This window comes from Streptomyces sp. NPDC028305, assembly GCF_055569495.1.
On record NZ_JBVHTN010000016.1, the window covers coordinates 38,684 to 58,888 of the forward strand.

A 20,205-nucleotide genomic window follows, 5' to 3' on the forward strand; every position below is an offset into this window, starting at 1 on the left:
CCGGGCCCGTTAGGCTCATGCCGGAGAACGACAGACCCATACGAAGGAGAACCTCGTGCCGTCCATCGACGTCGTCGTAGCTCGCGAGATCCTCGACTCGCGAGGCAACCCCACGGTCGAGGTCGAGGTCGGCCTCGACGACGGCAGCACCGGCCGTGCCGCCGTGCCCTCCGGTGCGTCCACCGGTGCCTTCGAGGCCCTCGAACTCCGCGACGGTGACAAGAACCGTTACGGCGGCAAGGGTGTCGAGAAGGCCGTCCTCGCCGTCATCGAGCAGATCGGTCCGGAGCTCGTCGGCTACGACGCCACCGAGCAGCGCCTGATCGACCAGGCGATGTTCGACCTGGACGCCACCCCGGACAAGTCCTCGCTCGGCGCCAACGCCATCCTCGGCGTCTCGCTCGCCGTGGCGCACGCCGCGTCCGAGGCCTCCGACCTCCCGCTCTTCCGGTACCTCGGCGGGCCGAACGCCCACCTGCTGCCGGTCCCGATGATGAACATCCTCAACGGCGGCTCGCACGCCGACTCCAACGTGGACATCCAGGAGTTCATGATCGCGCCGATCGGCGCGGAGTCCTTCTCCGAGGCGCTGCGCTGGGGCACCGAGGTGTACCACACCCTGAAGTCCGTGCTGAAGGAGCGGGGCCTGTCCACCGGCCTCGGCGACGAGGGCGGCTTCGCCCCGAACCTGAGCTCCAACCGCGACGCCCTCGACCTGATCGTCGAGGCGATCAAGAAGGCCGGCTACCAGCCGGGCCAGGACATCGCGCTGGCGCTCGACGTGGCCGCCTCCGAGTTCTACAAGGACGGCACCTACACGTTCGAGGGCAAGGCGCGCAGCGCCGCCGAGATGACCGCGTACTACGCCGAGCTGGTCGACGCGTACCCGCTGGTCTCCATCGAGGACCCGCTGAACGAGGAGGACTGGGACGGCTGGAAGACGATCACCGACCAGCTCGGTGACAAGGTCCAGCTGGTCGGCGACGACCTGTTCGTCACCAACCCGGAGCGGCTGGCCCGCGGTATCGAGAGCGGCACCGCGAACTCGCTGCTGGTCAAGGTCAACCAGATCGGCTCGCTGACCGAGACCCTGGACGCGGTCGAGCTGGCCCAGCGCAACGGCTTCAAGTGCATGATGTCGCACCGCTCCGGCGAGACCGAGGACGTCACCATCGCCGACCTGGCCGTCGCCACCAACTGCGGCCAGATCAAGACCGGTGCCCCCGCCCGCTCCGAGCGCGTGGCCAAGTACAACCAGCTGCTGCGCATCGAGGAGATCCTCGACGACGCGGCGGTGTACGCGGGCCGCTCCGCCTTCCCGCGCTTCAAGGGCGCGGTCGTCAAGGGCTGAGCCCCGCCGAGTCTGACCGCCGTCCCCGGCCCCGGTCCCGTACCGTGGCCGGGGACGGCGTACACAGCGAAGTCATGACCGGGGAGGCGACGTGCCGGCGGATCGGGATCGGTTCTCCACCGCGACCAGGCTGAGGGCGTTCGGCGAGCACGCCGCCGCCCGCGTCTACCGCGCCCGTATCCGGCGCCGCCGCAGCCGTCTCACCGGCCGGGCCGCGCTCCTCGCGCTGGTCGTCTGCTCGCTCGTGGTGGCCCTCGCCTATCCGATGCGGCAGTACATCTCGCAGCGCTCGGACATCTCCGAACAGCGGCGCCAGGCCGAGAAGGAGCGCGCGGACGTCAAGAAGCTGCTGGAGCAGAAGGCCAGGCTCCAGGACCCGGCGTACGTCGAGCAGCAGGCCCGCGAGCGGCTGCACTTCACGCGGCCGGGGGAGACCGGCTACAGCGTGGTCGACGGCGGCGGCGAGACCGAGCGCTCGTCCGACCAGGGCGCGGCCGACCGCCCCTGGTACAGCAACATGTGGGACAGCGTCGATAAAGCTGACAAGGCGGATAAAGCCGACCAGGCGGACGCGACGGACCACGCGGGCCGCGCCGGGCGCTGACCGAAGAAACCGGCCGCCCCGGGCGGCCGGTCCGAACCGATCGAAGAGAACATCCCACCCATGGACACGCCTCCTCCGCAGACGGAGCCCACCGCGCCCACCGACGCGGACATCGCCGCCGTCAAGGAGCAGCTGAACCGCCTGCCGCGCGGGCTGCGCGCCGTCGCGCACCGCTGCCCCTGCGGCAACCCGGACGTCGTCGAGACCGCGCCGCGGCTCGAGGACGGCTCGCCCTTCCCGACCCTTTACTACCTGACGTGCCCGCGCGCCGCCTCGGCGATCGGCACGCTGGAGGCCGAGGGCGTGATGAAGGACATGTCGGCACGGCTGGCCGCCGACCCCGGGCTGGCCGACGCCTACCGGGCGGCCCATGAGGACTATCTCGCGCGCCGCGACGCGATCGAGGTGCTGGAGGGGTTCCCGAGCGCCGGCGGCATGCCGGACCGGGTGAAGTGTCTGCATGTCCTCGTGGCCCACTCCCTCGCCGCGGGCCCCGGCGTCAACCCGCTCGGGGACGAGGCCATCGCCCTGCTGCCGAAGTGGTGGGCGAAGGGGCCGTGCGTGACGCCGTGCGGCGGGGCGACGGACGCCGAAGAGGACGCGGGGGACAGAGCATGACCCGCGTCGCGGCCGTGGACTGCGGCACCAACTCGATCCGGCTGCTGGTGGCCGACGCCGATCCGGCCACCGGGCGGATCACCGAGCTGGACCGCCGGATGCGGATCGTCCGGCTCGGCCAGGGCGTGGACCGCACCGGGCGGCTGGCCCCCGAGGCCCTGGAGCGCACCTTCGCGGCCTGCCGTGAGTACGCGGAGGTGATCGGCGGGCTCGGCGTCGAGCGGGTCCGCTTCGTCGCCACCTCCGCCTCCCGCGACGCCGAGAACCGCGAGGAGTTCGTGCGCGGGGTCGTGGCGTTCCTGGGCGTGGAGCCCGAGGTGATCAGCGGCGACCAGGAGGCGGAGTTCTCCTTCACGGGCGCCACCAAGGAGCTGACCGACCGCGAGGGCTTCGCCCGGCCGTATCTGGTCGTGGACATCGGCGGCGGCTCGACGGAGTTCGTGGTCGGCGACGAACGGGTACGGGCCGCGCGCAGCGTGGACATCGGCTGTGTGCGGATGACGGAGCGTCATCTGGTCGTGGACGGCCGGATCACCGATCCGCCGGCGGTCGGTCAGATCGCCGCCATAAGGGCCGACATCGAGCGGGCCCTGGATCTCGTCGAGGAGACGGTGCCGATCCGGGGGGCGGGTAGTCTGGTCGGGCTGGCGGGCTCGGTCACCACCGTCGCCGGCATCGCGCTGGGGCTCTCGGAGTACGACTCCTCCGCCATCCACCACTCGCGCGTCTCCCTCGACCAGGTCCGCGAGATCACGGACAAGCTGATCGGCTCGACGCACGCCGAGCGGGCGGCGATCCCGGTGATGCACGAGGGCCGGGTGGATGTGATCGCCTCAGGGGCGCTCGTGCTGCTTACGATCATGGAGCGATGCGGGGCCCGGGAGGTCGTGGTGAGCGAGCACGACATCCTCGACGGCATCGCCTGGAGCATCGCCTGACGGGGCTCTGAGGGCCGCCCGGAGGGTGTGTGGACCCCGTGTGAGGGGCCCGTGGAGACGGGCCCGGCAAAAAGTTCGTGAAAAGCTTCACATGAAAAAATTGCCTGGTGGCCGCCGGGTGTGACGGCTGAGACTCCTTCGTGGGTGGTTTCGGCGGACGCTCCCGCCGGACGGCCCTCCCGGAGGTTGTTTCAGGCGTGTGACGGCGAGGCCGCGGACCCCGGTGGTCTACTCCCGCGTTCACTCGCAAGCGCAGATCAGCGGGGCTGTCAACGCGTCGGCGACCCTGGTGGTTCCCCTCGGCGGGTATGGCGTGTGTCACGGGGGCGGCGGAGTGTAGCAGACCCCCTCAACAAGCTTGTGAAGGGGCTCACGAGGCACCCCCCGGAGGGTGCTGGATACTCGAATCATGAGCACCACGGAGCGTCCCAGGATCCTCGTTGTAGGCGGTGGGTACGTAGGCCTGTACGCGGCGCGCCGCATTCTGAAGAAGATGCGGTACGGCGAGGCGACCGTCACGGTCGTCGACCCCCGCTCGTACATGACGTACCAGCCCTTCCTTCCAGAAGCTGCGGCCGGCAGCATCTCCCCGCGCCACGTCGTGGTCCCGCTGCGGCGTGTGCTCCCCAAGGCGGAGGTCCTCACCGGCCGAGTGACGACCATCGACCAGGACCGCAAGGTCGCCAACGTCCAGCCGCTCGTCGGCGAGGCGTACGAGCTGCCCTTCGACTACCTGGTCATCGCTCTCGGCGCGGTCTCCCGCACCTTCCCGATCCCCGGCCTCGCCGAGAACGGCATCGGCATGAAGGGCATCGAGGAGGCCATCGGCCTGCGCAACCACGTCCTCGAGCAGCTCGACAAGGCCGACTCCACGACCGACGAGGAGGTCCGCCGCAAGGCGCTGACCTTCGTCTTCGTCGGCGGTGGCTTCGCGGGTGCGGAGACCATCGGCGAGGTCGAGGACATGGCGCGCGACGCCGCCAAGTACTACACCAGCGTGAAGCGCGAGGACATGCGCTTCGTCCTGGTCGACGCCGCCGACAAGATCCTCCCCGAGGTCGGCCCGAAGCTCGGCCAGTGGGGTCTGGAGCACCTCCAGAAGCGCGGCGTCGAGGTCTACCTCGGCACCTCGATGGACTCCTGCATCGACGGCCACGTGGTGCTGAAGAACGGCCTCGAGGTCGACTCCAACACGATCGTGTGGACGGCCGGCGTCAAGCCGAACCCGGCGCTCGCCCGCTTCGGCCTCCCGCTCGGCCCCCGTGGCCACGTGGACACCGCGGCGACGCTTCAGGTCCAGGGCAGCGAGTACATCTGGGCCGCGGGCGACAACGCCCAGGTGCCGGACCTCGCCGTCGGCGAGGGCGCCTGGTGCCCGCCGAACGCCCAGCACGCGCTGCGCCAGGCCAAGGTGCTCGGCGACAACGTGATCTCGGGCATGCGGGGCTTCCCGCAGCGCGAGTACAAGCACGCCAACAAGGGTGCGGTCGCGGGGCTCGGTCTGCACAAGGGCGTCGCGATGATCGTCGTCGGCAAGACCAAGATCAAGCTCAAGGGCCGGCTGGCCTGGTACATGCACCGTGGCTACCACGGCATGGCCATGCCGACCTTCAACCGCAAGATCCGGGTCGTCGCCGACTGGACGCTGGGCATGTTCCTCAAGCGCGAGGTCGTCTCCCTCGGCGCCATGGAGAACCCCCGCGAGGAGTTCTACGAGGCGGCCGCCCCGGTCTCCGCGGCAGCCGCGGCCAAGCAGGCCGAGAAGGCCAAGGCGTCCTGACGCCGGGCCGCGCCGAGCACAGCTGAACGCCGAAGGGCGTCCGCCATCCGTGGGGCGGGCGCCCTTCGGCGTTTCCCGTTTCCGGTGCCCTGGTGTCCCGGTGCGCCTGCGAGCGGATGGTCTTTGCCGATTCCACACGTGTCGGCGGGACTGTGCGGGGGACCCGTGGTGTTTACGTGGTGAGTGAATCTTCCTGACTCGCCATCACGGAGGTGTGTGACATGGCCGACGCCGCCCGGCGGCTCACCGCACTGGCCGAGGAGGTACTGGGAGCCCCGCTCCCCGTCCGGATCCGCGCCTGGGACCACAGCGAGGCGGGCCCACCGCACACCCCCGTCCTCGTCCTGAGGCACCGCAGGGCGCTGCACCGGCTCCTGTGGAAACCCGGCGAGCTGGGCCTGGCCCGCGCCTGGGTGGCCGGCGACCTCGACATCGAGGGCGATCTGTACGAGGCCCTGGACCTGATGGCCGGGCTGCTGTGGGAGCGCGGCCCCGCGGCTCAGCGGCAGTCGAAGGCGGCTGCGGCCCTCAAGGCGCTGCGCGATCCCGCGGTGCGCTCCGCCGCCCGCACCCTGATCGGCCTCGCCAGGCCCGCACTGCCCCCGGCCCCGCCCCGCGAGGAGGCGCGCCGTGTGTGGCGCGGGCCGCTGCACACACTGCGCCGCGACAAGGAGGCCATCAGCCACCACTACGACGTCGGCAACGACTTCTACGAGCTGGTGCTCGGCCCGTCCATGGTCTACTCCTGCGCCTACTGGGAGCGGCCCCCCGCCGAGGGCGGCACGCTGGAGGACGCCCAGCGCGCCAAGCTCGACCTCGTCTGCCGCAAGCTGGCGCTCCGGCCCGGCCAGCGGCTGCTGGACGTCGGCTGCGGCTGGGGCTCGATGGTGCTGCACGCGGCGCGCGAGTACGGTGTGCGCGCCGTCGGCATCACGCTCTCGCAGGAGCAGGCGGCGTACGCCCGCAAGCGCGTGGCCGACGCCGGGCTCACCGACCAGGTCGAGATCCGGGTCCAGGACTACCGCGAGATCGCCGACGGTCCGTACGACGCGATCTCCTCGATCGGCATGGCCGAGCACGTCGGCTCCGCGCGCTACGCCGAGTACGCCGCCGACCTCCACGCCCTGCTGAAGCCCGGCGGCCGGCTGCTCAACCACCAGATCGCGCGGCGCCCGGAGCCCGACGAGGAGGCGTACCACGTCGACGAGTTCATCGACCGCTACGTCTTTCCCGACGGCGAGCTGGCCCCGGTCGGGCGGACCGTCGCCCAACTGGAGGAGGCGGGCTTCGAGGTGCGCGACGTGGAGGCGATCCGCGAGCACTACGCCCTCACGCTGCGCGGCTGGGTCGCCAACCTGGAGGCCCACTGGAAGCAGGCCGTCCGGCTCACCTCGCCGGGGCGGGCCCGGGTGTGGCGGCTCTACATGGCGGCGTCGGCGCTGTCCTTCGAGCGCAACCGCATCGGGGTGAACCAGGTCCTGGCGGTCCGCACCCCGGAGGACGGCACGTCCGGCATGCGGTTGCGCTCCCGCGACTGGCTGGGGTGAGAGCGGGGCTTCCCCTACCCGCCCCTTCCCGGCCCCTGTCGATGTGCGGCTCCGCCGCGTGAGGGGCTCCGCCCCGGACCCCGGTCCTCAAACGCCGGACGGGCTTGATTCGCCCTGGCGGGCGAATCAAGCCCGTCCAGGCGGAAAGTCAGCCCGTCCGGCGCTTGAGGACACGCCCGAAGGGCGTCCGGGGGTCTGGGGGCTTGCCCCCCAGTTTCGGGAAGGGGCGGGTAGGGGAAAGGGCCCCCCGCCCCCTACTCCGCCTTGATCGCCGCCAGCATGTTGAGCTTTGCCGCGCGGCGGGCCGGCCACAGTGCGGCCAGGACGCCGACGACCGCGGCCAGCACCAGGAAGACGGTCATCCGCCCCCACGGCAGCACCAGCTCATACGTGGGCAGGCCGCTCGCGATCAGCTCGCCCGCCGCCCAGCCGAAGAAGACGCCGAGGCCGATCCCGAGCACCCCGCCGAACAGCGAGATCACCAGCGACTCCAGGCGCACCATGCGCTTGATGCCGCGCCGGTCGAGACCGATGGCCCGCAGCATGCCGATCTCCTGGGACCGCTCGAAGACCGACATCGCGAGGGTGTTGATGACCCCGAGCACCGCGACGATGACGGCCATGGCCAGCAGCCCGTAGAGCATATTCAGCATCAGGGTGAAGAACTGGGCGATGCCGTTGGAGATGTCCTTCTTGTCCTGGACCTGGATCGCGGGGTTGTTGCCGAGCGCCTTCTCGATGGCGTTCTTGGTGGCCTCGGAGGCCCCGTCCTTGGTCTTCAGCATGACCTGCATATCGGTCACGGTGCGCATGTGCGGGGTGAGGGTGGCGTTGTCCAGCATGATGCCGCGGATCATCTGGTTGCCCTCGTAGACGCCCGCGACCGACAGCCGACCCTTGCGGCCGTCCTCGTAGGTGACGGTGAAGGCCGAGCCGCGCTTCCACCCGTAGCGGTCGGCGGTCTTGTCGTCGACCACGGCCTTGTCGCCGCCGAGCCCGGCGAAGGAGCCTTCCTTGAAGTCGACTCCGACCAGGTCCTGGATGGCCTTGCCGTTGACGCCCGTCAGGTATTCGGTGTCGCCGTCGACCCGGGACGCGGAGTTGCGCAGCGGGCTGAGGGTGGTGACCTGGTCGAGCTTGCCGAGGGTCCGCTCCACGTCGGGCGACAGCGGGCGGACGCCGTCGAAGCCGCCCAGGCTGACCACGTAGTCCGACTTCAGGGCGCCGGTGGCCATGTTGTCGATGCCCTTCTGGACGCTGCCCGCGATCACGGTCATGCCCGTGATCAGCGTCAGACCCACCATCAGGGCGGAGGCCGTGGCGGCGGTACGGCGCGGGTTGCGCACCGCGTTCTGCCGGGCGAGCTTGCCGGAGATCCCGAAGGCGCGCAGCACGGGGGCGGCGGCCGCGATCAGCGGGCGGGACAGCAGCGGGGTGAGCACGAACACACCGATCACCAGGACCGCCGCGCCCAGGCCCATGGGGAGCTTGCCGTCGCTGCCCATGCGGCTTCCGGCCAGCACGCCCGCCGCGCCCGCCGCGGACAGGACGGCGCCGATGGTGTTGCGCACCACCAGGCCGCGGGTGGTGGGCGCGGCGTGCACGCTGTTCATCGCGGCGACCGGCGGGATCTTCGCGGCGCGGCGGCCCGGCAGCCAGGCGGCGAGCACGGTCACCACGACGCCGACCACGAGCGAGACCGCGATGGCGGTCGGGGAGACGACCAGCGGGCCGTCCGGGACGGTGGCCCCGGTGGAGTTCAGCAGCGAGCGCAGCCCGGCGCCGATGCCGATGCCGGCGACCAGGCCGGTGACGGCGGCGACCGCGCCGACGGCGGTGGCCTCGATCAGCACCGAGCGCGTCACCTGGCGGCGGGACGCGCCGACCGCGCGCATCAGGGCCAGCTCGCGGGTGCGCTGGGCGACCAGCATGGTGAAGGTGTTGGCGATGATGAAGATGCCGACGAAGAGCGAGATCCCGGCGAAGACCAGCATGCCGGTCTGCATGCCGCTCATCTGCTGCTTGATCAGGGCGGCCTGGTCGTCGGCGAGCTGCTGACCGGTGGTGGCCTCGGCGTCCTTGGGGAGGATCTTGTCGACGCCCGACTTCAGGGCGGCCTGCGAGGTGCCCGGGGCGGCCTTCAGGTCGATCTCGTCGAACTCACCCGGCTTGGCGAACAGCCGCTGAGCGTTGGCGGTGTCGAACAGCACCAGGCTGCCGCCCGCGGCGACATTGCCGTCGTCGGTGGTGAAGACGCCGACGACCTTCTCCTGGCGCACCGGGCCGTCCACCGACAGCCGGACCGTGTCGCCCACCTTGTAGTGGCCGCGGTCGGCGGTCTTGGAGTCGAGCGCGACCTCGCCCGCGGCCTTGGGGGCGCGGCCGTCGGTCAGCGTGTAGCGGGGGTCCTTGCCGTCGGCGCCGGGGTAGTAGTTGGCGCCGGTGTTGGCGAAGCCGTTGCCCAGCAGGTCGCCGTTCTTGTCGGCGACCGCGGTGTAGCCGGAGACGGCGCCGATGGCCGAGGCGGTGCCGGGCACCTGACCGGCCTGGTCGAGCAGGCGCTGGGTCAGCCGGGGCGCGGCGCCGGGGTTTCCGGAGTCGTCGTCGGACTTGTCCGGCTGGATGGCGACGTCGACGCCCGAGAAGCCCTTCTCGGAGCTCTTCTGATAGGCGCTGGAGATGGTGTCGGTGAACACCAGGGTGCCCGAGACGAAGGCCACGCCGAGCAGGACGGCGAGTACGGTCATCATCAGCCGGGCCTTGTGCGCGAGCACGTTGCGCAAGGCGGTACGGAGCATGGTCAGTCCAAGTAAGAGGGTGGCGTGGGGCGTGGGGCGCCGGGCCCGGATCAGCTGGTGCGGCCCTTGGCGTCGAAGCGCTTCATCCGGTCCAGGACCGTCTCGGCGGTCGGGTCGCGCAGCTCGTCGACGATCCGGCCGTCGGCGAGGAAGACCACCCGATCGGCGTACGAGGCGGCGACGGGGTCGTGGGTGACCATGACCACGGTCTGGCCCAGTTCGCGTACCGAGTTGCGCAGGAAGCCGAGGACCTCGGCGCCGGAGCGCGAGTCCAGGTTGCCGGTCGGCTCGTCGGCGAAGATGATCTCGGGCTTGCCGGCCAGCGCGCGGGCCACCGCGACGCGCTGCTGCTGGCCGCCGGAAAGCTGGGCGGGGCGGTGCTTGAGCCGGTCGGACAGGCCCACGGTGGTCACCACCTGGTCCAGCCACGCCTTGTCCGCCTTGCGGCCGGCGATGTCCATCGGCAGGGTGATGTTCTCCAGCGCGTTGAGCGTGGGCAGCAGGTTGAACGCCTGGAAGATGAACCCGATCTTGTCCCGGCGCAGTTGGGTGAGCTTCTTGTCCTTGAGCGAGGTCAGCTCCACGTCACCGATGCGGGCCGAGCCGCCGGAGACCGTGTCCAGGCCCGCCATGCAGTGCATCAGGGTCGACTTGCCCGAGCCCGACGGGCCCATGATGGCGGTGAACTCGGCCTGCCGGAATTCGACGGAGACACCGTCGAGGGCGACGACCTGAGTATCGCCCTGCCCGTAGACCTTGGTGAGGTCCGTGGCGCGCGCCGCGGCGGTGGCGCGGGCGGCGGCGGCCTGGACGCCGGAGGGGGTCGTGGTCACGGTGGGGGCTCCTGTCGGGTGGTGTGGGGACATCAGGGCGTTCCTCCCATGGTCACAGCACAAGGGGGACGGGGTATCAGCCCGCGCTCCGGTTTCCGTACGGGACCAGGGACGTATGCCGCGGTGCCGGGTCCTCCTTGGGTATGAGAAGAGACCGTTCCTAGGGGCTGAGCGGGAGTGAGTCCTGGTGCCAGGACTCGTGCTCAGCCGTGTGCCCCGAACGGTTGTGGGCACTCCCCCAGCTACCGCTGGGAGGTACCCCCTGGTCCCCCGCTTTCGCTCCGCGTCCGGCGCCGGCGGATCGTGTCCGTGGTCCGGGAATGCGGGGGCGGGTTTCCTCACGCCCCAGGACGCCCGATGCGGCCTGGACGCTCCGATGCCCCGCAGCATCGCTCCGGTGCTGTGGGGGCGGTTGTGTCCGTCGCCGGATCGGGCATCCCAGGGCGCGCCGTCCGATGGCCACGGCGGCGGCGTCGTGGCGGGTGGTCTTGCGGGTCCTGGTGGTCAGGGGCCGCCGCCAGTGCTGGGCGCCCCAGCGGGAGGTGTAGGCGGGATCGACCGCGACGACGGTGATGCCGAGCTCGGCGGCCATCGACACCAGCCGGCTGCGCAGCCTGCTCACGGGCATGCCGGAGATCAGTTTGCGGAAGCGCTTGCGCCTGCCGTGCTTCTCCCGGGTCTTCTCGGCCTGGAAGTCCAGGTCTTCGATCGCGATGGCCACACCGTGGCGCTGGGCCCGGTGCAGCAGCCGGATCAGAGCGTGCCGCAGCTGTGCGTCCCGGTGCGGTGCGCTGCCCGACAGGTCATAGCCGAACGTCTTCGGCTCGCCTACCGGATTGCCATGGGCGTCCAGGCGCCAGGCGGCCAGATGGTCGGCGTTCATGTCCACACCCACCAGCCCGCCAGCCCGGGCCGCCTCCAGCGGCACCGCCTTCACCGGCGGGATCTGCCAGGAAGCCGTCAGGTACCAGCGGCCACGCCCCACGTCGAAGTGGATGCGGTACGCCACGGCACGGTTCGCCACGATACGGTCCGCCCACTGCTCGCCCCGATACCGGAAGCGGACCCGGCAGGCCAGTACATACCGGCCGTGGGGCCTGTTCGCCAGAGCGGCCAGCGGCGCCGGAAGCCTGATGCTCACCTCACCGTCCGGCGTGACGCGGATCGTCTCGTTCCCGCAACCCTTCCCGGACTCGCCATCGGCCTGGAGGAACCAGCGCTCGGCCTCCCACCGCTCCCGCCACTGCGCCTCGGTCAGCTGGGCGGCTTGGAGGTTGTGCCGGTTGCGCAGCAGCTTCCTTCCACCGCGTACCACCCGCACCCGCCCGGCCTCACGGGCCGCCTGTTCCCGCTCCAGCCGGTCCTCGAGCAGGTGCAGGCGCCGGGACTTGGCGAACCACTCCTGCCGGGAGCGGTAACCACCGGGCGAGCCCTTGGACCCCTTCGACCCGACCGGCAGCGACAGCCGACAACCGATCGTATCGATGCCCGCCTGGAGGTTCTGGATGTGCGTGAGCTGACCGCGCCGGGCCAGCGCCCACTGATCATGCGTGGCCTTGGTGACACTGCCCGCCCAGCGCGAGGAGGACTGACCGGTCAAAGCCCGCTTGCGCCGCGCCCACTGGTCACTGTCGTGATCCAGCCCGGCCGCGCAGCGGGCCTTCAGGTCCCGGGAGGCCAGGGAGCCCAGCAGCCCACCGACCAGGCGCAGGACCTTCTCATCCTGCCCGGTCAGCCCCTTGAGACTGCTGCGGATCGCCACTCCGGTCGGGCCGGGCACCACGAACGGCGCCGCCACCTCGCGCAGCCCGCCCACCTCTCCCACCCCCGCCCGGTACCGAAGAACCCGTCACCACACCCAACGAGCACCACCCGCATCAGTCACGCATTCGATGCGAGAACCCTCATTCCCTTCCAGCCCAGGCCCGCCGCATGGTCGCCGGTGCTCACTCATGCACACCAAAACGCGCCCAAGCGCTGTCAATCGGCAGCAGCTCACAACCCCCCGTACGGGGGCGTCGAGATTGCGTCAATCCCCTGCCGGGGGCGTGGTGCGGCATATGAGCAGGTCCGATGGGCGCCGGTGTGTGCGGTTGCCCCGACCCGATGCTGATGGGCCCTCAGTTGCCAATAAAATAAGACAACCTCGGTTCGTCGATCCGCTGTTCGGGGGCGTGCCCCCGGATAGGCTCGTGGCTGCTCTCCTACGGGGAGGGACGTACGTGCGTGCTCGTACGACCCGAGGGAGCCGCGCCCGGATGGTGGAATGCAGACACGGCGAGCTTAAACCTCGCTGCCCCTCGCGGGCGTACCGGTTCAAGTCCGGTTCCGGGCACACCCAGTCCCAGCGACCGTACGCTGAGTGCGCGTCCGGTCGCCCAACGTCCACCGCGCGGGGCCCGCATGGGCCTCGCGCCGCTCGCGCGCGCGTGAAAATATCCTCCCTGGGCACTAGAGTGCTTTCTTTGCTTACCCATTACTCTGTAGTCAAGGTCGCGCAGGGCGGCCATGGAGGAGTGAGATGAGGAGCAGCAACCCGGTCTTCTCGCGACGGGGGTTCAGCCGCGACGGCGGCTACGCGGGCTTCGGCGCGGCACCGCAGGCCGGGGGCCCCGCCGCAGCCCAGGGCAACCCGTACGCGCAGACCCAGGCACCGACCAACCCGTACGCGGCCGGTGACCAGCAGAATCTGACACCCGACCAGCTTCAGCAGATGTACGGCGCCCCGCCGGCCGGTCCGCTTCAGACCGGCCGTATGACGATGGACGACGTCGTCATGCGCACCAGCATGACGCTCGGCACCGTCATCGTCGCCGCCGCGGCCGCCTGGATCATGGAGCTGCCCGTCGCCGTCGGCTTCGGCGCCGCGCTCGTGGCGATGGTGCTGGGCCTGATCCAGTCGTTCAAGCGCAAGGCCTCGCCCGCGCTGATCATGAGCTACGCCGTCTTCGAGGGCCTCTTCCTCGGCGTCATCAGCCAGGTGTACAACGAGCGCTGGTCCGGCATCCCGATGCAGGCCGTGCTCGGCACGATGGCCGTGTTCGTCGGTGTGCTCGCCGCGTACAAGACCCGGCTCATTCGGGTGAACGCGCGATTCCAGCGCTTTGTGGCCGCCGCCGCCATCGGCTTCCTGCTGCTGATGTCGGTCAACCTGCTCTTCGCCGCCTTCGGCGGCGGTGACGGCCTCGGCTTCCGCAGCGGTGGCATGGGCATCCTGTTCGGCATCATCGGCGTGGTGCTCGGCGCCGCGTTCCTGGCGCTCGACTTCAAGCAGATCGAGGACGGCATCAGCTACGGCGCTCCGCGCGAGGAGTCCTGGCTGGCCGCGTTCGGTCTGACCCTGTCGCTGGTGTGGATCTACCTGGAGCTGCTCCGGCTGATCTCCCTCTTCCGGGACTAGCCGTCCCCCCGGACATCGTCCGGGACCGGATCACCAGCTGATCACGAAGGGCCCGCGAGGCATACGCCCCGCGGGCCTTTCGTCCTGTTCGATGGTGTGGGGAGGGGAGGGGGCTAGAGCAGCTTGCGCGCGGCCCGCCTCAGATCGTGCTCATGAATGATCGCCTTGGCGTGGCCGTACGCGAGCTGGTGTTCACCGCGCAGCCAGCTGACCTTCTCCTCGAAGCGGAAGAGAGCGGGCCCTTCGTCTACGGTGCGCAGCCAGTCGACGACTTCACGGCCGGTGCATTGGGGGATTCGGGAGAGCAGGTTCCGGTGGGTTTCTTCGGAGAAGGATTGGGACATCGGCGCCTCCGACGCGTCCGTTTTCCAGGCCTTTCTTCACGGCCCGGGTCTGGTCCTTCAGCTCACCGTGCCTGAGAGTTCGGCTGTTGGCAACAGTCCGCGGGTGGCGCATAGGCTCGCGGCGTGGATGATGCGACCTCTTTGCTGACCGCCGTGGACCGGCTCGCCGACCGTCTGCGCTCCCTTCCGCAGTCCCGTCTGAGCCGGGGTGTGGCGGCCGAGGGGCTCGCGCTGGCAAGGGAATTGTCGGTGCGGGCCCAGCGGATCGACGAGCCCGGGAGCAGCCCGAGGATCATGCCGGACGCGGGGATGTTCGCGGTTGCCGACCAGGTGGCGGTGGCCGGTCACGATTTGGCGCATGCGCTGGAGCGCGCGCCTCGTGGTGCCGGGGCGGGCGGAGCCGAGGGCGATGGGGCGCTCGCCTCCGCGGTGGCCCTGGTGGAGGCCACGGCCCGGCGCTGCGACCTCTGAGCCGGGGCCGGGGGCCGGGGGCCGGGGCTACAGGGAGGCGATGACGCGGTCGGCGAGGATGTACACCTGCTCGTCACCGCAGCCGAAGGTCAGCGCGTAGGCGCCGAGGACCCCGGAGCTGCCCAGCAGTACCGGGCCGCGCCCCTCGCGCAGCGCGTCCGCGAGCCGCTCCGCGGTCTCGCGGTGGCCGGGGGTCATACAGACCGTGGTGCCGTCGGCGAAGACATACACATCCAGGGTGCCCAGCGGGCCTGGGCGCACATCGGCGAGCGGGGTGTGGGCGTCGGCCAGCGCGGTGAGCCGGGCCACGGTGCGGTCGTGGTCGGCGACGGTGGGGTGCGGCGAGAAGTCCGGGTGCGAGGGGTGGCGCCGGCGCGCGGCCGCCAGCTCGGACGACTCCACGGCCTCGGCCGCCGGCTCCGCGTCCAGGCCGGGATCCGGCTCCAGGTCCACCTCGGCCTCCGCGCCCGTCTCCGGGCACTGGTCCGGTTCGCTCACGAGGTCGAGCGCGTCCAGGTCGATCAGCGGCTCCACCCCGGCCGGGTCGGCCTGCCGGGGCACATACGGGATGACGTCCGGCTGGGGCTCCTCGCCGAGCCCGGCCAGCCTGCCCAGCAGCGGGTGCGCGTCGGCCGCCGCGGCGGTGTCCCGGGCCTCCTGTGCCGCCCAGAACGCCCGCGCCTCGGCCAGCTCGCGCTCCCGCTCCTCGGCGAGCGCGTCGGCGACGGCGGCGCGTATCTCGGCGACGGGGGTGGCGGCGGAGCGGGGCGCGGGGACCGCGACGGGGCCCGGCTCGGCGGCTGTGTCAGGGCTCGTCCCGCCGTCCCGGCCGGCGGTGGGAGCGGCCGCCGCCGCGAGCTCGGCGCGCAGCTCGGCGATCTGGCGCCGGGTGCCGCGGGCGGTGAGCAGGGCGGAGGCGCCCACGGCCGTGGCGGTGGCCGCGGCCAGGAGGGCGGCGATAGTCATGGCGCTCACTGACTTGACTCCCGGTTCCTGTTGATCCCCCGAATTCCTACCTCAGCTTGGCCCGCGCCGCCGCCCCGTGTCAGTGCATAACATCACCAAGTGGACGGAAATCGGGGTCGGCGGATGCGGTGAGGGCCCGGAACACCCCCGCTGAGCTGGGCTTACACCACTCCCCCAGGACCTTGGTCACATCCTGGGGGAGATTCGGTCACAACTCATGTGCTCGCCTCATGTGCTGGGCGCATGTGCCCAGAGAGACTCGGTGTCCTCGGCCCGGCTCAGCTCAGCCGCTCCAGCACCATGGCCATGCCCTGGCCGCCGCCCACGCACATGGTCTCCAGGCCGAACTGCTTGTCGTGGAACTGGAGCGAGTTGATCAGCGTGCCGGTGATCCGGGCGCCGGTCATTCCGAAGGGGTGGCCGACGGCGATCGCGCCGCCGTTCACATTGAGCCGGTCCAGGTCGATGCCCAGGTCGCGGTAGGACGGGATGACCTGCGCGGCGAACGCCTCGTTGATCTCCACCAGGTCGATGTCGCCGATCGCCATCCCGGCGCGGGCGAGCGCCTGCTTGGACGCCTCCACCGGCCCGTAGCCCATGATCTCCGGCGAGAGCGCCGAGACGCCGGTGGACACGATCCGCGCCAGCGGCGTCACGCCCAGCTCGCGCGCCTTGGTGTCCGACATGATCACCAGCGCCGCGGCGCCGTCGTTGAGCGGGCAGCAGTTGCCCGCGGTGATCAGCCCGTCGGGGCGGAAGACCGGCTTGAGCCCGCGTACGCCCTCCAGGGTGGTCCCCGCGCGCGGGCCGTCGTCCTTGGCGACGACCGTGCCGTCCGGGGTCGTCACAGGGGTGATCTCGCGCTCCCAGAAGCCGTTCTTGATGGCCTCCTCGGCGAGGTTCTGCGACCGCACGCCGAACTCGTCCATGTCCTCGCGGGTGATGCCCTTCAGCCGGGCCAGGTTCTCGGCGGTCTGGCCCATCGCGATGTACGCGTCGGGGATCAGACCGTCCTCGCGCGGGTCGTGCCAGTCGGTGCCCTTCTGCTCGGCGCGCGCGGCGGTGCGGGCCTCGGCGTCGGCGAAGAGCGGGTTGTGGGTGTCCGGCAGCCCGTCCGAGGTGCCCTTCACCGAACGGGAGACCATCTCGACGCCCGCCGAGATGAAGACGTCGCCCTCGCCCGCCCTGATCGCGTGCAGCGCCATCCGGGAGGTCTGGAGCGAGGAGGAGCAGTAGCGGGTGATGGTGCAGCCGGGGAGGTGGTCCATGCCCATCTGCACGGCCACGATCCGGCCCAGGTTGTGGCCCTGCTCGCCGCCCGGCAGCCCGCAGCCGAGCATGAGGTCGTCGATGTCGCGCGGGTCCAGCTCGGGGACCTTGGCGAGCGCCGCCTGGATGATCTCGGCGGTCAGGTCGTCCGGCCGCAGCTCCTTGAGCGAACCCTTGAAGGCCCGGCCGATGGGGGAACGGGCGGCAGAGACGATCACGGCTTCGGGCATCACGGCTCCAGATGGCGCGAGGGGCGGGCTGGGTGGACTCTGAGGGAAGTTACCCGCACGTATCGCATGGGTCACGGCATCAGGGCTGTGATGCGGGCCTCTTTTCCAAGCGTACGCTCAGCGCCTCGGGGGCTCAGCGGGCCGCCGGGGGCGGGCCCGTGGAGGAGGGGGCTCCGGCCGGTTTCGGGGCGGCGGGCGTCCGCTCGCCCGAGGCGTGGCCGTCGCGGCGCAGCAGCCGGGCCCAGGGGCCGCGGGCCGCGGTGACCTCGGTGCCGCCCTCGGCCGCCGCCTCCGCCGCGGCCTTGGCCACCGGCAGGATGCCCACGTCGCGGGCCTCCTCGGGCACCTCGGGCCACAGGCCGAGCGCCCCGCACAGCGTCGGCAGAATGGCCATGGCGGCCGTCGCGTAGCCCTCCGCCGAGGGGTGGTAGTTGTCCGGCCCGAACAGCTCGCGCGGGTTGGCCGCGAACTCGGGCCCGAGGAGATCGCCGAGCGAGACCGTACGGCCGCCCTGCTCGACCACCCCGATGGTCTGCGCGGCGGCCAGCTGGCGGCTGAGGCGGCGGGCGATCCAGCGCAGCGGCTGGTAGACGGGCTCGATGGTGCCGAGATCAGGGCAGGTGCCCACCACCACCTCGCAGCCGCCGTCGCGCAGCCTGCGCACCGCCTCCGACAGCAGCCGTACGGACTGGGCGGGCGGCATGCGGTGGGTGACGTCATTGGCGCCGATCATGATCACGCAGACGTCGGGGAGGGTCGTCGGGTCCTCGAGGGCCAGAGTCACCTGGCGCTCCAGGTCATCGGACTGGGCGCCGGGCTGGGCCACGTTGTGCAGGTCGACGGGGAGCTCGGCGACCGCGGCGAGCCCGGAGGCGAGCAGCGCGCCCGGGGTCTGGCTGGGCCGGTGCACGCCCTGCCCGGCGGCGGTGGAGTCGCCGAGAAAGGCCAGCCGCAGCGCGGGCCGGCCGGCGCGGGGGGCGAAGTCGAGACCGTAGCGGCCGTCGGCGCGCGGGGGCGGGTCCTCGGATCCCCCGACCACCCGCTTCGCGTGCGAGACCTCGGTGAGCAGCAGAACGGCGGCCACGCCGCCCAGCAGCCCGATCCCGCCGCCTCCGTACGCCGCCGCGGCGGCGATCCGCCGCGCGACCCTCGCTCTCGACATGGACATGGGTCCAGGTCACCTCCGTCCACACGTCCGTTGCTCCTTTGTACCCTTTTTTGTACGACTTGCTAACCGCTTTTCGCCTGGCTTGTCGCCCGGCTTGTTGCCGCGTTCGCGCTCGGGCGCCACGCACCCGTTAAGCGGTCACAGCGCGCAATAAGCTGGGCAGCACGGGCCCGCGACGGCGGCCGCCCGCCCTGACCGCGGAGAACCCGCTGACTTCGGACCTGGAGCAGGTGTGCAGTACTACGATTCGATGATTGAGCTGGTCGGCAACACCCCGCTGGTAAAGCTCAACAGCGTCACCGAGGGCATCCGGGCGACCGTCCTGGCCAAGGTCGAATACTTCAACCCCGGCGGCTCGGTGAAGGACCGCATCGCGGTGCGGATGATCGAGGCCGCCGAGCGCTCCGGGGCGCTGCGGCCGGGCGGCACGATTGTCGAGCCTACCTCCGGCAACACGGGCGTGGGGCTGGCGATGGTCGCCCAGCGCAAGGGCTACAAGTGCATCTTCGTCTGCCCCGACAAGGTGTCCACCGACAAGATCAATGTGCTGCGGGCGTACGGCGCCGAGGTCGTGGTCTGCCCGACGGCCGTGGACCCCGAGCACCCCGACTCGTACTACAACGTCTCGGACCGCCTGGTGCGCGAGACCCCGGGCGCCTGGAAGCCGGACCAGTACAGCAACCCCGACAACCCGCGCTCGCACTACGAGACGACCGGTCCCGAGCTGTGGGAGCAGACGGAGGGGAAGATCACCCACTTTGTGGCGGGCGTCGGCACCGGCGGCACGATCAGCGGCACCGGCCGCTACCTCAAGGAGGCCAGCGAGGGCCGGGTCCAGGTCGTCGGCGCGGACCCCGAGGGCTCGGTGTACTCCGGCGGCAGCGGCCGCCCGTATCTGATCGAGGGCGTCGGCGAGGACTTCTGGCCGACGGCCTACGACCGGACCGTCGCCGACCGGATCGTCGCGGTCTCCGACAAGGACGCCTTCCAGATGACCCGGCGGCTCGCCCGCGAGGAGGGGCTGCTGGTCGGCGGCTCGTGCGGGATGGCCGTGGTGGCGGCGCTGCGGGTCGCCGAGGAGCTGGGCCCCGACGATGTGGTGGTCGTGCTGCTCCCCGACAGCGGCCGCGGCTACCTTTCTAAAATTTTCAACGACGAGTGGATGGCGGACTACGGCTTCCTGGAGGAGGAGGGCCCGGCGGTGCGCGTCGGCGACGTCCTCCAGGGCAAGGAGGGCGGGCTGCCCTCGCTGGTCCATATGCACCCGGACGAAACGGTCGGTCAGGCCATCGAGGTGCTGCGGGAGTACGGCGTCTCGCAGATGCCCATCGTCAAGCCGGGCGCCGGGCACCCGGACGTGATGGCCGCCGAGGTCATCGGGTCGGTGGTGGAACGCGAGCTGCTGGACGCGCTGTTCGCGCAGCGCGCCGCGCTGACCGACCCGCTGGAGAAGCACATGAGCGCGCCGCTGCCGCACGTCGGCTCGGGCGAGCCGGTCGAGGACCTGATGGCGGTGCTGGGCGGGGCGGACGCGGCCATCGTGCTGGTGGAGGGGAAGCCGAGCGGCGTGGTGAGCCGGCAGGACCTGCTGGCGTACCTGGCCAAGGGCGCTCAGGGCGCTCCCCAGCGGTAGCCGCGGCGGCAGCCGTTCCGGTGGTCAACTGCCGTCTCGGAAAAGGTCGCTCGTCCTTCCGGTAAGTGGTACGTGGGTGTCACGCGCCCGCAGCACGCGCTTAACACAGCTCCGGCACATTAGTGGGTGTCGGAACGGACGACACCGACACCCGAAGAGCGGCGACAAGGACCTCCGGAGCGGCTCCCGGACCTCCATGGTCGCCCGGACGCGACGGCTCGGCTTGCCCCGGCCCGCGTCCCTGGCGGGGACCGC

At 71.2% G+C, this 20,205-nt stretch carries 16 protein-coding genes and 1 tRNA gene; 10 read left to right on the forward strand and 7 right to left on the reverse strand.

What is annotated here, in order from left to right:
• The first annotated feature begins 55 nt into the window (after positions 1–55).
• The 6 genes from eno to ACZ4WQ_RS46245 all read left to right on the forward strand — a co-directional run bounded on the left by eno (position 56) and on the right by ACZ4WQ_RS46245 (position 6,838).
• A complete protein-coding gene (eno, locus tag ACZ4WQ_RS46220) occupies positions 56–1,351 on the forward strand; it encodes a phosphopyruvate hydratase (protein ID WP_311729371.1) in 1,296 nt (431 codons plus the stop codon).
• A gap of 91 nt (positions 1,352–1,442) precedes the next feature.
• Positions 1,443–1,955, forward strand: a complete 513-nt coding sequence (locus tag ACZ4WQ_RS46225; RefSeq protein ID WP_358847569.1) for an FtsB family cell division protein — start codon at positions 1,443–1,445, stop codon at positions 1,953–1,955.
• Between the two features lie 60 nt (positions 1,956–2,015).
• Entirely contained in the window at positions 2,016–2,573 is a 558-nt protein-coding gene (locus tag ACZ4WQ_RS46230) for a DUF501 domain-containing protein (protein ID WP_311729373.1), read from the forward strand.
• Positions 2,570–3,511, forward strand: a complete 942-nt coding sequence (locus ACZ4WQ_RS46235) for a Ppx/GppA phosphatase family protein (protein WP_358847568.1) — start codon at positions 2,570–2,572, stop codon at positions 3,509–3,511. The genes ACZ4WQ_RS46230 and ACZ4WQ_RS46235 overlap by 4 nt, the downstream gene beginning before the upstream one ends.
• Positions 3,512–3,920: 409 nt before the next feature.
• Positions 3,921–5,291: an NAD(P)/FAD-dependent oxidoreductase gene (locus ACZ4WQ_RS46240; RefSeq protein WP_311729375.1), complete on the forward strand. Its 1,371-nt coding sequence runs from the start codon at positions 3,921–3,923 to the stop codon at positions 5,289–5,291.
• 221 nt (positions 5,292–5,512) lie between these two features.
• Positions 5,513–6,838 (forward strand): class I SAM-dependent methyltransferase, encoded by a 1,326-nt coding sequence (locus ACZ4WQ_RS46245; protein WP_398374516.1) that lies wholly within the window; start codon positions 5,513–5,515, stop codon positions 6,836–6,838.
• Positions 6,839–7,092: 254 nt separating this feature from the next.
• Here the strand turns inward: ACZ4WQ_RS46245 and ACZ4WQ_RS46250 are convergent, their stop codons facing one another.
• From ACZ4WQ_RS46250 to ACZ4WQ_RS46260, 3 genes are all read right to left on the reverse strand, one after another.
• A complete protein-coding gene (locus ACZ4WQ_RS46250) occupies positions 7,093–9,636 on the reverse strand; it encodes an ABC transporter permease (RefSeq protein WP_398374514.1) in 2,544 nt (847 codons plus the stop codon).
• Between the two features lie 50 nt (positions 9,637–9,686).
• A complete protein-coding gene (locus tag ACZ4WQ_RS46255) occupies positions 9,687–10,469 on the reverse strand; it encodes an ABC transporter ATP-binding protein (RefSeq protein WP_398374513.1) in 783 nt (260 codons plus the stop codon).
• A gap of 160 nt (positions 10,470–10,629) precedes the next feature.
• Positions 10,630–12,285 carry an IS200/IS605 family accessory protein TnpB-related protein gene (locus tag ACZ4WQ_RS46260; protein ID WP_398374875.1) on the reverse strand — a complete coding sequence of 552 codons (1,656 nt, stop codon included), beginning with the start codon at positions 12,283–12,285 and terminating at the stop codon, positions 10,630–10,632.
• A 436-nt stretch (positions 12,286–12,721) separates the two neighbouring features.
• Between ACZ4WQ_RS46260 and ACZ4WQ_RS46265 the strand changes: the two genes are divergently transcribed.
• Both ACZ4WQ_RS46265 and ACZ4WQ_RS46270 read left to right on the forward strand, forming a co-directional pair.
• Positions 12,722–12,804 (forward strand) — tRNA-Leu (locus tag ACZ4WQ_RS46265).
• A 186-nt stretch (positions 12,805–12,990) separates the two neighbouring features.
• On the forward strand, positions 12,991–13,869 hold the full coding sequence (locus ACZ4WQ_RS46270; RefSeq protein WP_398374511.1) for a Bax inhibitor-1/YccA family protein: 879 nt from the start codon (positions 12,991–12,993) through the stop codon (positions 13,867–13,869).
• 113 nt (positions 13,870–13,982) lie between these two features.
• On the opposite strand, the gene ACZ4WQ_RS46275 is transcribed toward ACZ4WQ_RS46270, so the two are convergent.
• Positions 13,983–14,213 carry a DUF4287 domain-containing protein gene (locus ACZ4WQ_RS46275; RefSeq protein WP_311729380.1) on the reverse strand — a complete coding sequence of 77 codons (231 nt, stop codon included), beginning with the start codon at positions 14,211–14,213 and terminating at the stop codon, positions 13,983–13,985.
• A 123-nt stretch (positions 14,214–14,336) separates the two neighbouring features.
• Here ACZ4WQ_RS46275 and ACZ4WQ_RS46280 point away from each other — a divergent pair, with 123 nt between their 5' ends.
• Entirely contained in the window at positions 14,337–14,684 is a 348-nt protein-coding gene (locus ACZ4WQ_RS46280) for a hypothetical protein (protein ID WP_385350057.1), read from the forward strand.
• 27 nt (positions 14,685–14,711) lie between these two features.
• Here ACZ4WQ_RS46280 and ACZ4WQ_RS46285 read toward each other — a convergent pair whose 3' ends face one another.
• From ACZ4WQ_RS46285 to ACZ4WQ_RS46295, 3 genes are all read right to left on the reverse strand, one after another.
• A complete protein-coding gene (locus tag ACZ4WQ_RS46285; RefSeq protein WP_385350075.1) occupies positions 14,712–15,650 on the reverse strand; it encodes a hypothetical protein in 939 nt (312 codons plus the stop codon).
• Positions 15,651–15,928: 278 nt separating this feature from the next.
• Positions 15,929–17,149, reverse strand: a complete 1,221-nt coding sequence (locus ACZ4WQ_RS46290) for an acetyl-CoA C-acetyltransferase (protein ID WP_385350055.1) — start codon at positions 17,147–17,149, stop codon at positions 15,929–15,931.
• A gap of 133 nt (positions 17,150–17,282) precedes the next feature.
• On the reverse strand, positions 17,283–18,317 hold the full coding sequence (locus tag ACZ4WQ_RS46295; protein WP_385350052.1) for an SGNH/GDSL hydrolase family protein: 1,035 nt from the start codon (positions 18,315–18,317) through the stop codon (positions 17,283–17,285).
• Between the two features lie 232 nt (positions 18,318–18,549).
• Here ACZ4WQ_RS46295 and ACZ4WQ_RS46300 point away from each other — a divergent pair, with 232 nt between their 5' ends.
• Positions 18,550–19,950, forward strand: a complete 1,401-nt coding sequence (locus tag ACZ4WQ_RS46300) for a cystathionine beta-synthase (protein WP_352134655.1) — start codon at positions 18,550–18,552, stop codon at positions 19,948–19,950.
• The last annotated feature ends 255 nt before the right edge of the window (positions 19,951–20,205 follow it).

Excerpts from the sequence above, each read along its gene's own strand:
- ACZ4WQ_RS46290 (WP_385350055.1), bottom strand. The coding sequence starts at position 17,149 with ATGCCCGAAGCCGTGATCGTCTCTGCCGCCCGTTCCCCCATCGGCCGG.
- ACZ4WQ_RS46275 (WP_311729380.1), bottom strand. The coding sequence starts at position 14,213 with ATGTCCCAATCCTTCTCCGAAGAAACCCACCGGAACCTGCTCTCCCGA.
- ACZ4WQ_RS46245 (WP_398374516.1), top strand. The coding sequence starts at position 5,513 with ATGGCCGACGCCGCCCGGCGGCTCACCGCACTGGCCGAGGAGGTACTG.
- ACZ4WQ_RS46295 (WP_385350052.1), bottom strand. The coding sequence starts at position 18,317 with ATGTCCATGTCGAGAGCGAGGGTCGCGCGGCGGATCGCCGCCGCGGCG.
- ACZ4WQ_RS46270 (WP_398374511.1), top strand. The coding sequence starts at position 12,991 with ATGAGGAGCAGCAACCCGGTCTTCTCGCGACGGGGGTTCAGCCGCGAC.
- ACZ4WQ_RS46235 (WP_358847568.1), top strand. The coding sequence starts at position 2,570 with ATGACCCGCGTCGCGGCCGTGGACTGCGGCACCAACTCGATCCGGCTG.
- ACZ4WQ_RS46230 (WP_311729373.1), top strand. The coding sequence starts at position 2,016 with ATGGACACGCCTCCTCCGCAGACGGAGCCCACCGCGCCCACCGACGCG.
- ACZ4WQ_RS46240 (WP_311729375.1), top strand. The coding sequence starts at position 3,921 with ATGAGCACCACGGAGCGTCCCAGGATCCTCGTTGTAGGCGGTGGGTAC.
- ACZ4WQ_RS46250 (WP_398374514.1), bottom strand. The coding sequence starts at position 9,636 with ATGCTCCGTACCGCCTTGCGCAACGTGCTCGCGCACAAGGCCCGGCTG.
- ACZ4WQ_RS46285 (WP_385350075.1), bottom strand. The coding sequence starts at position 15,650 with ATGACTATCGCCGCCCTCCTGGCCGCGGCCACCGCCACGGCCGTGGGC.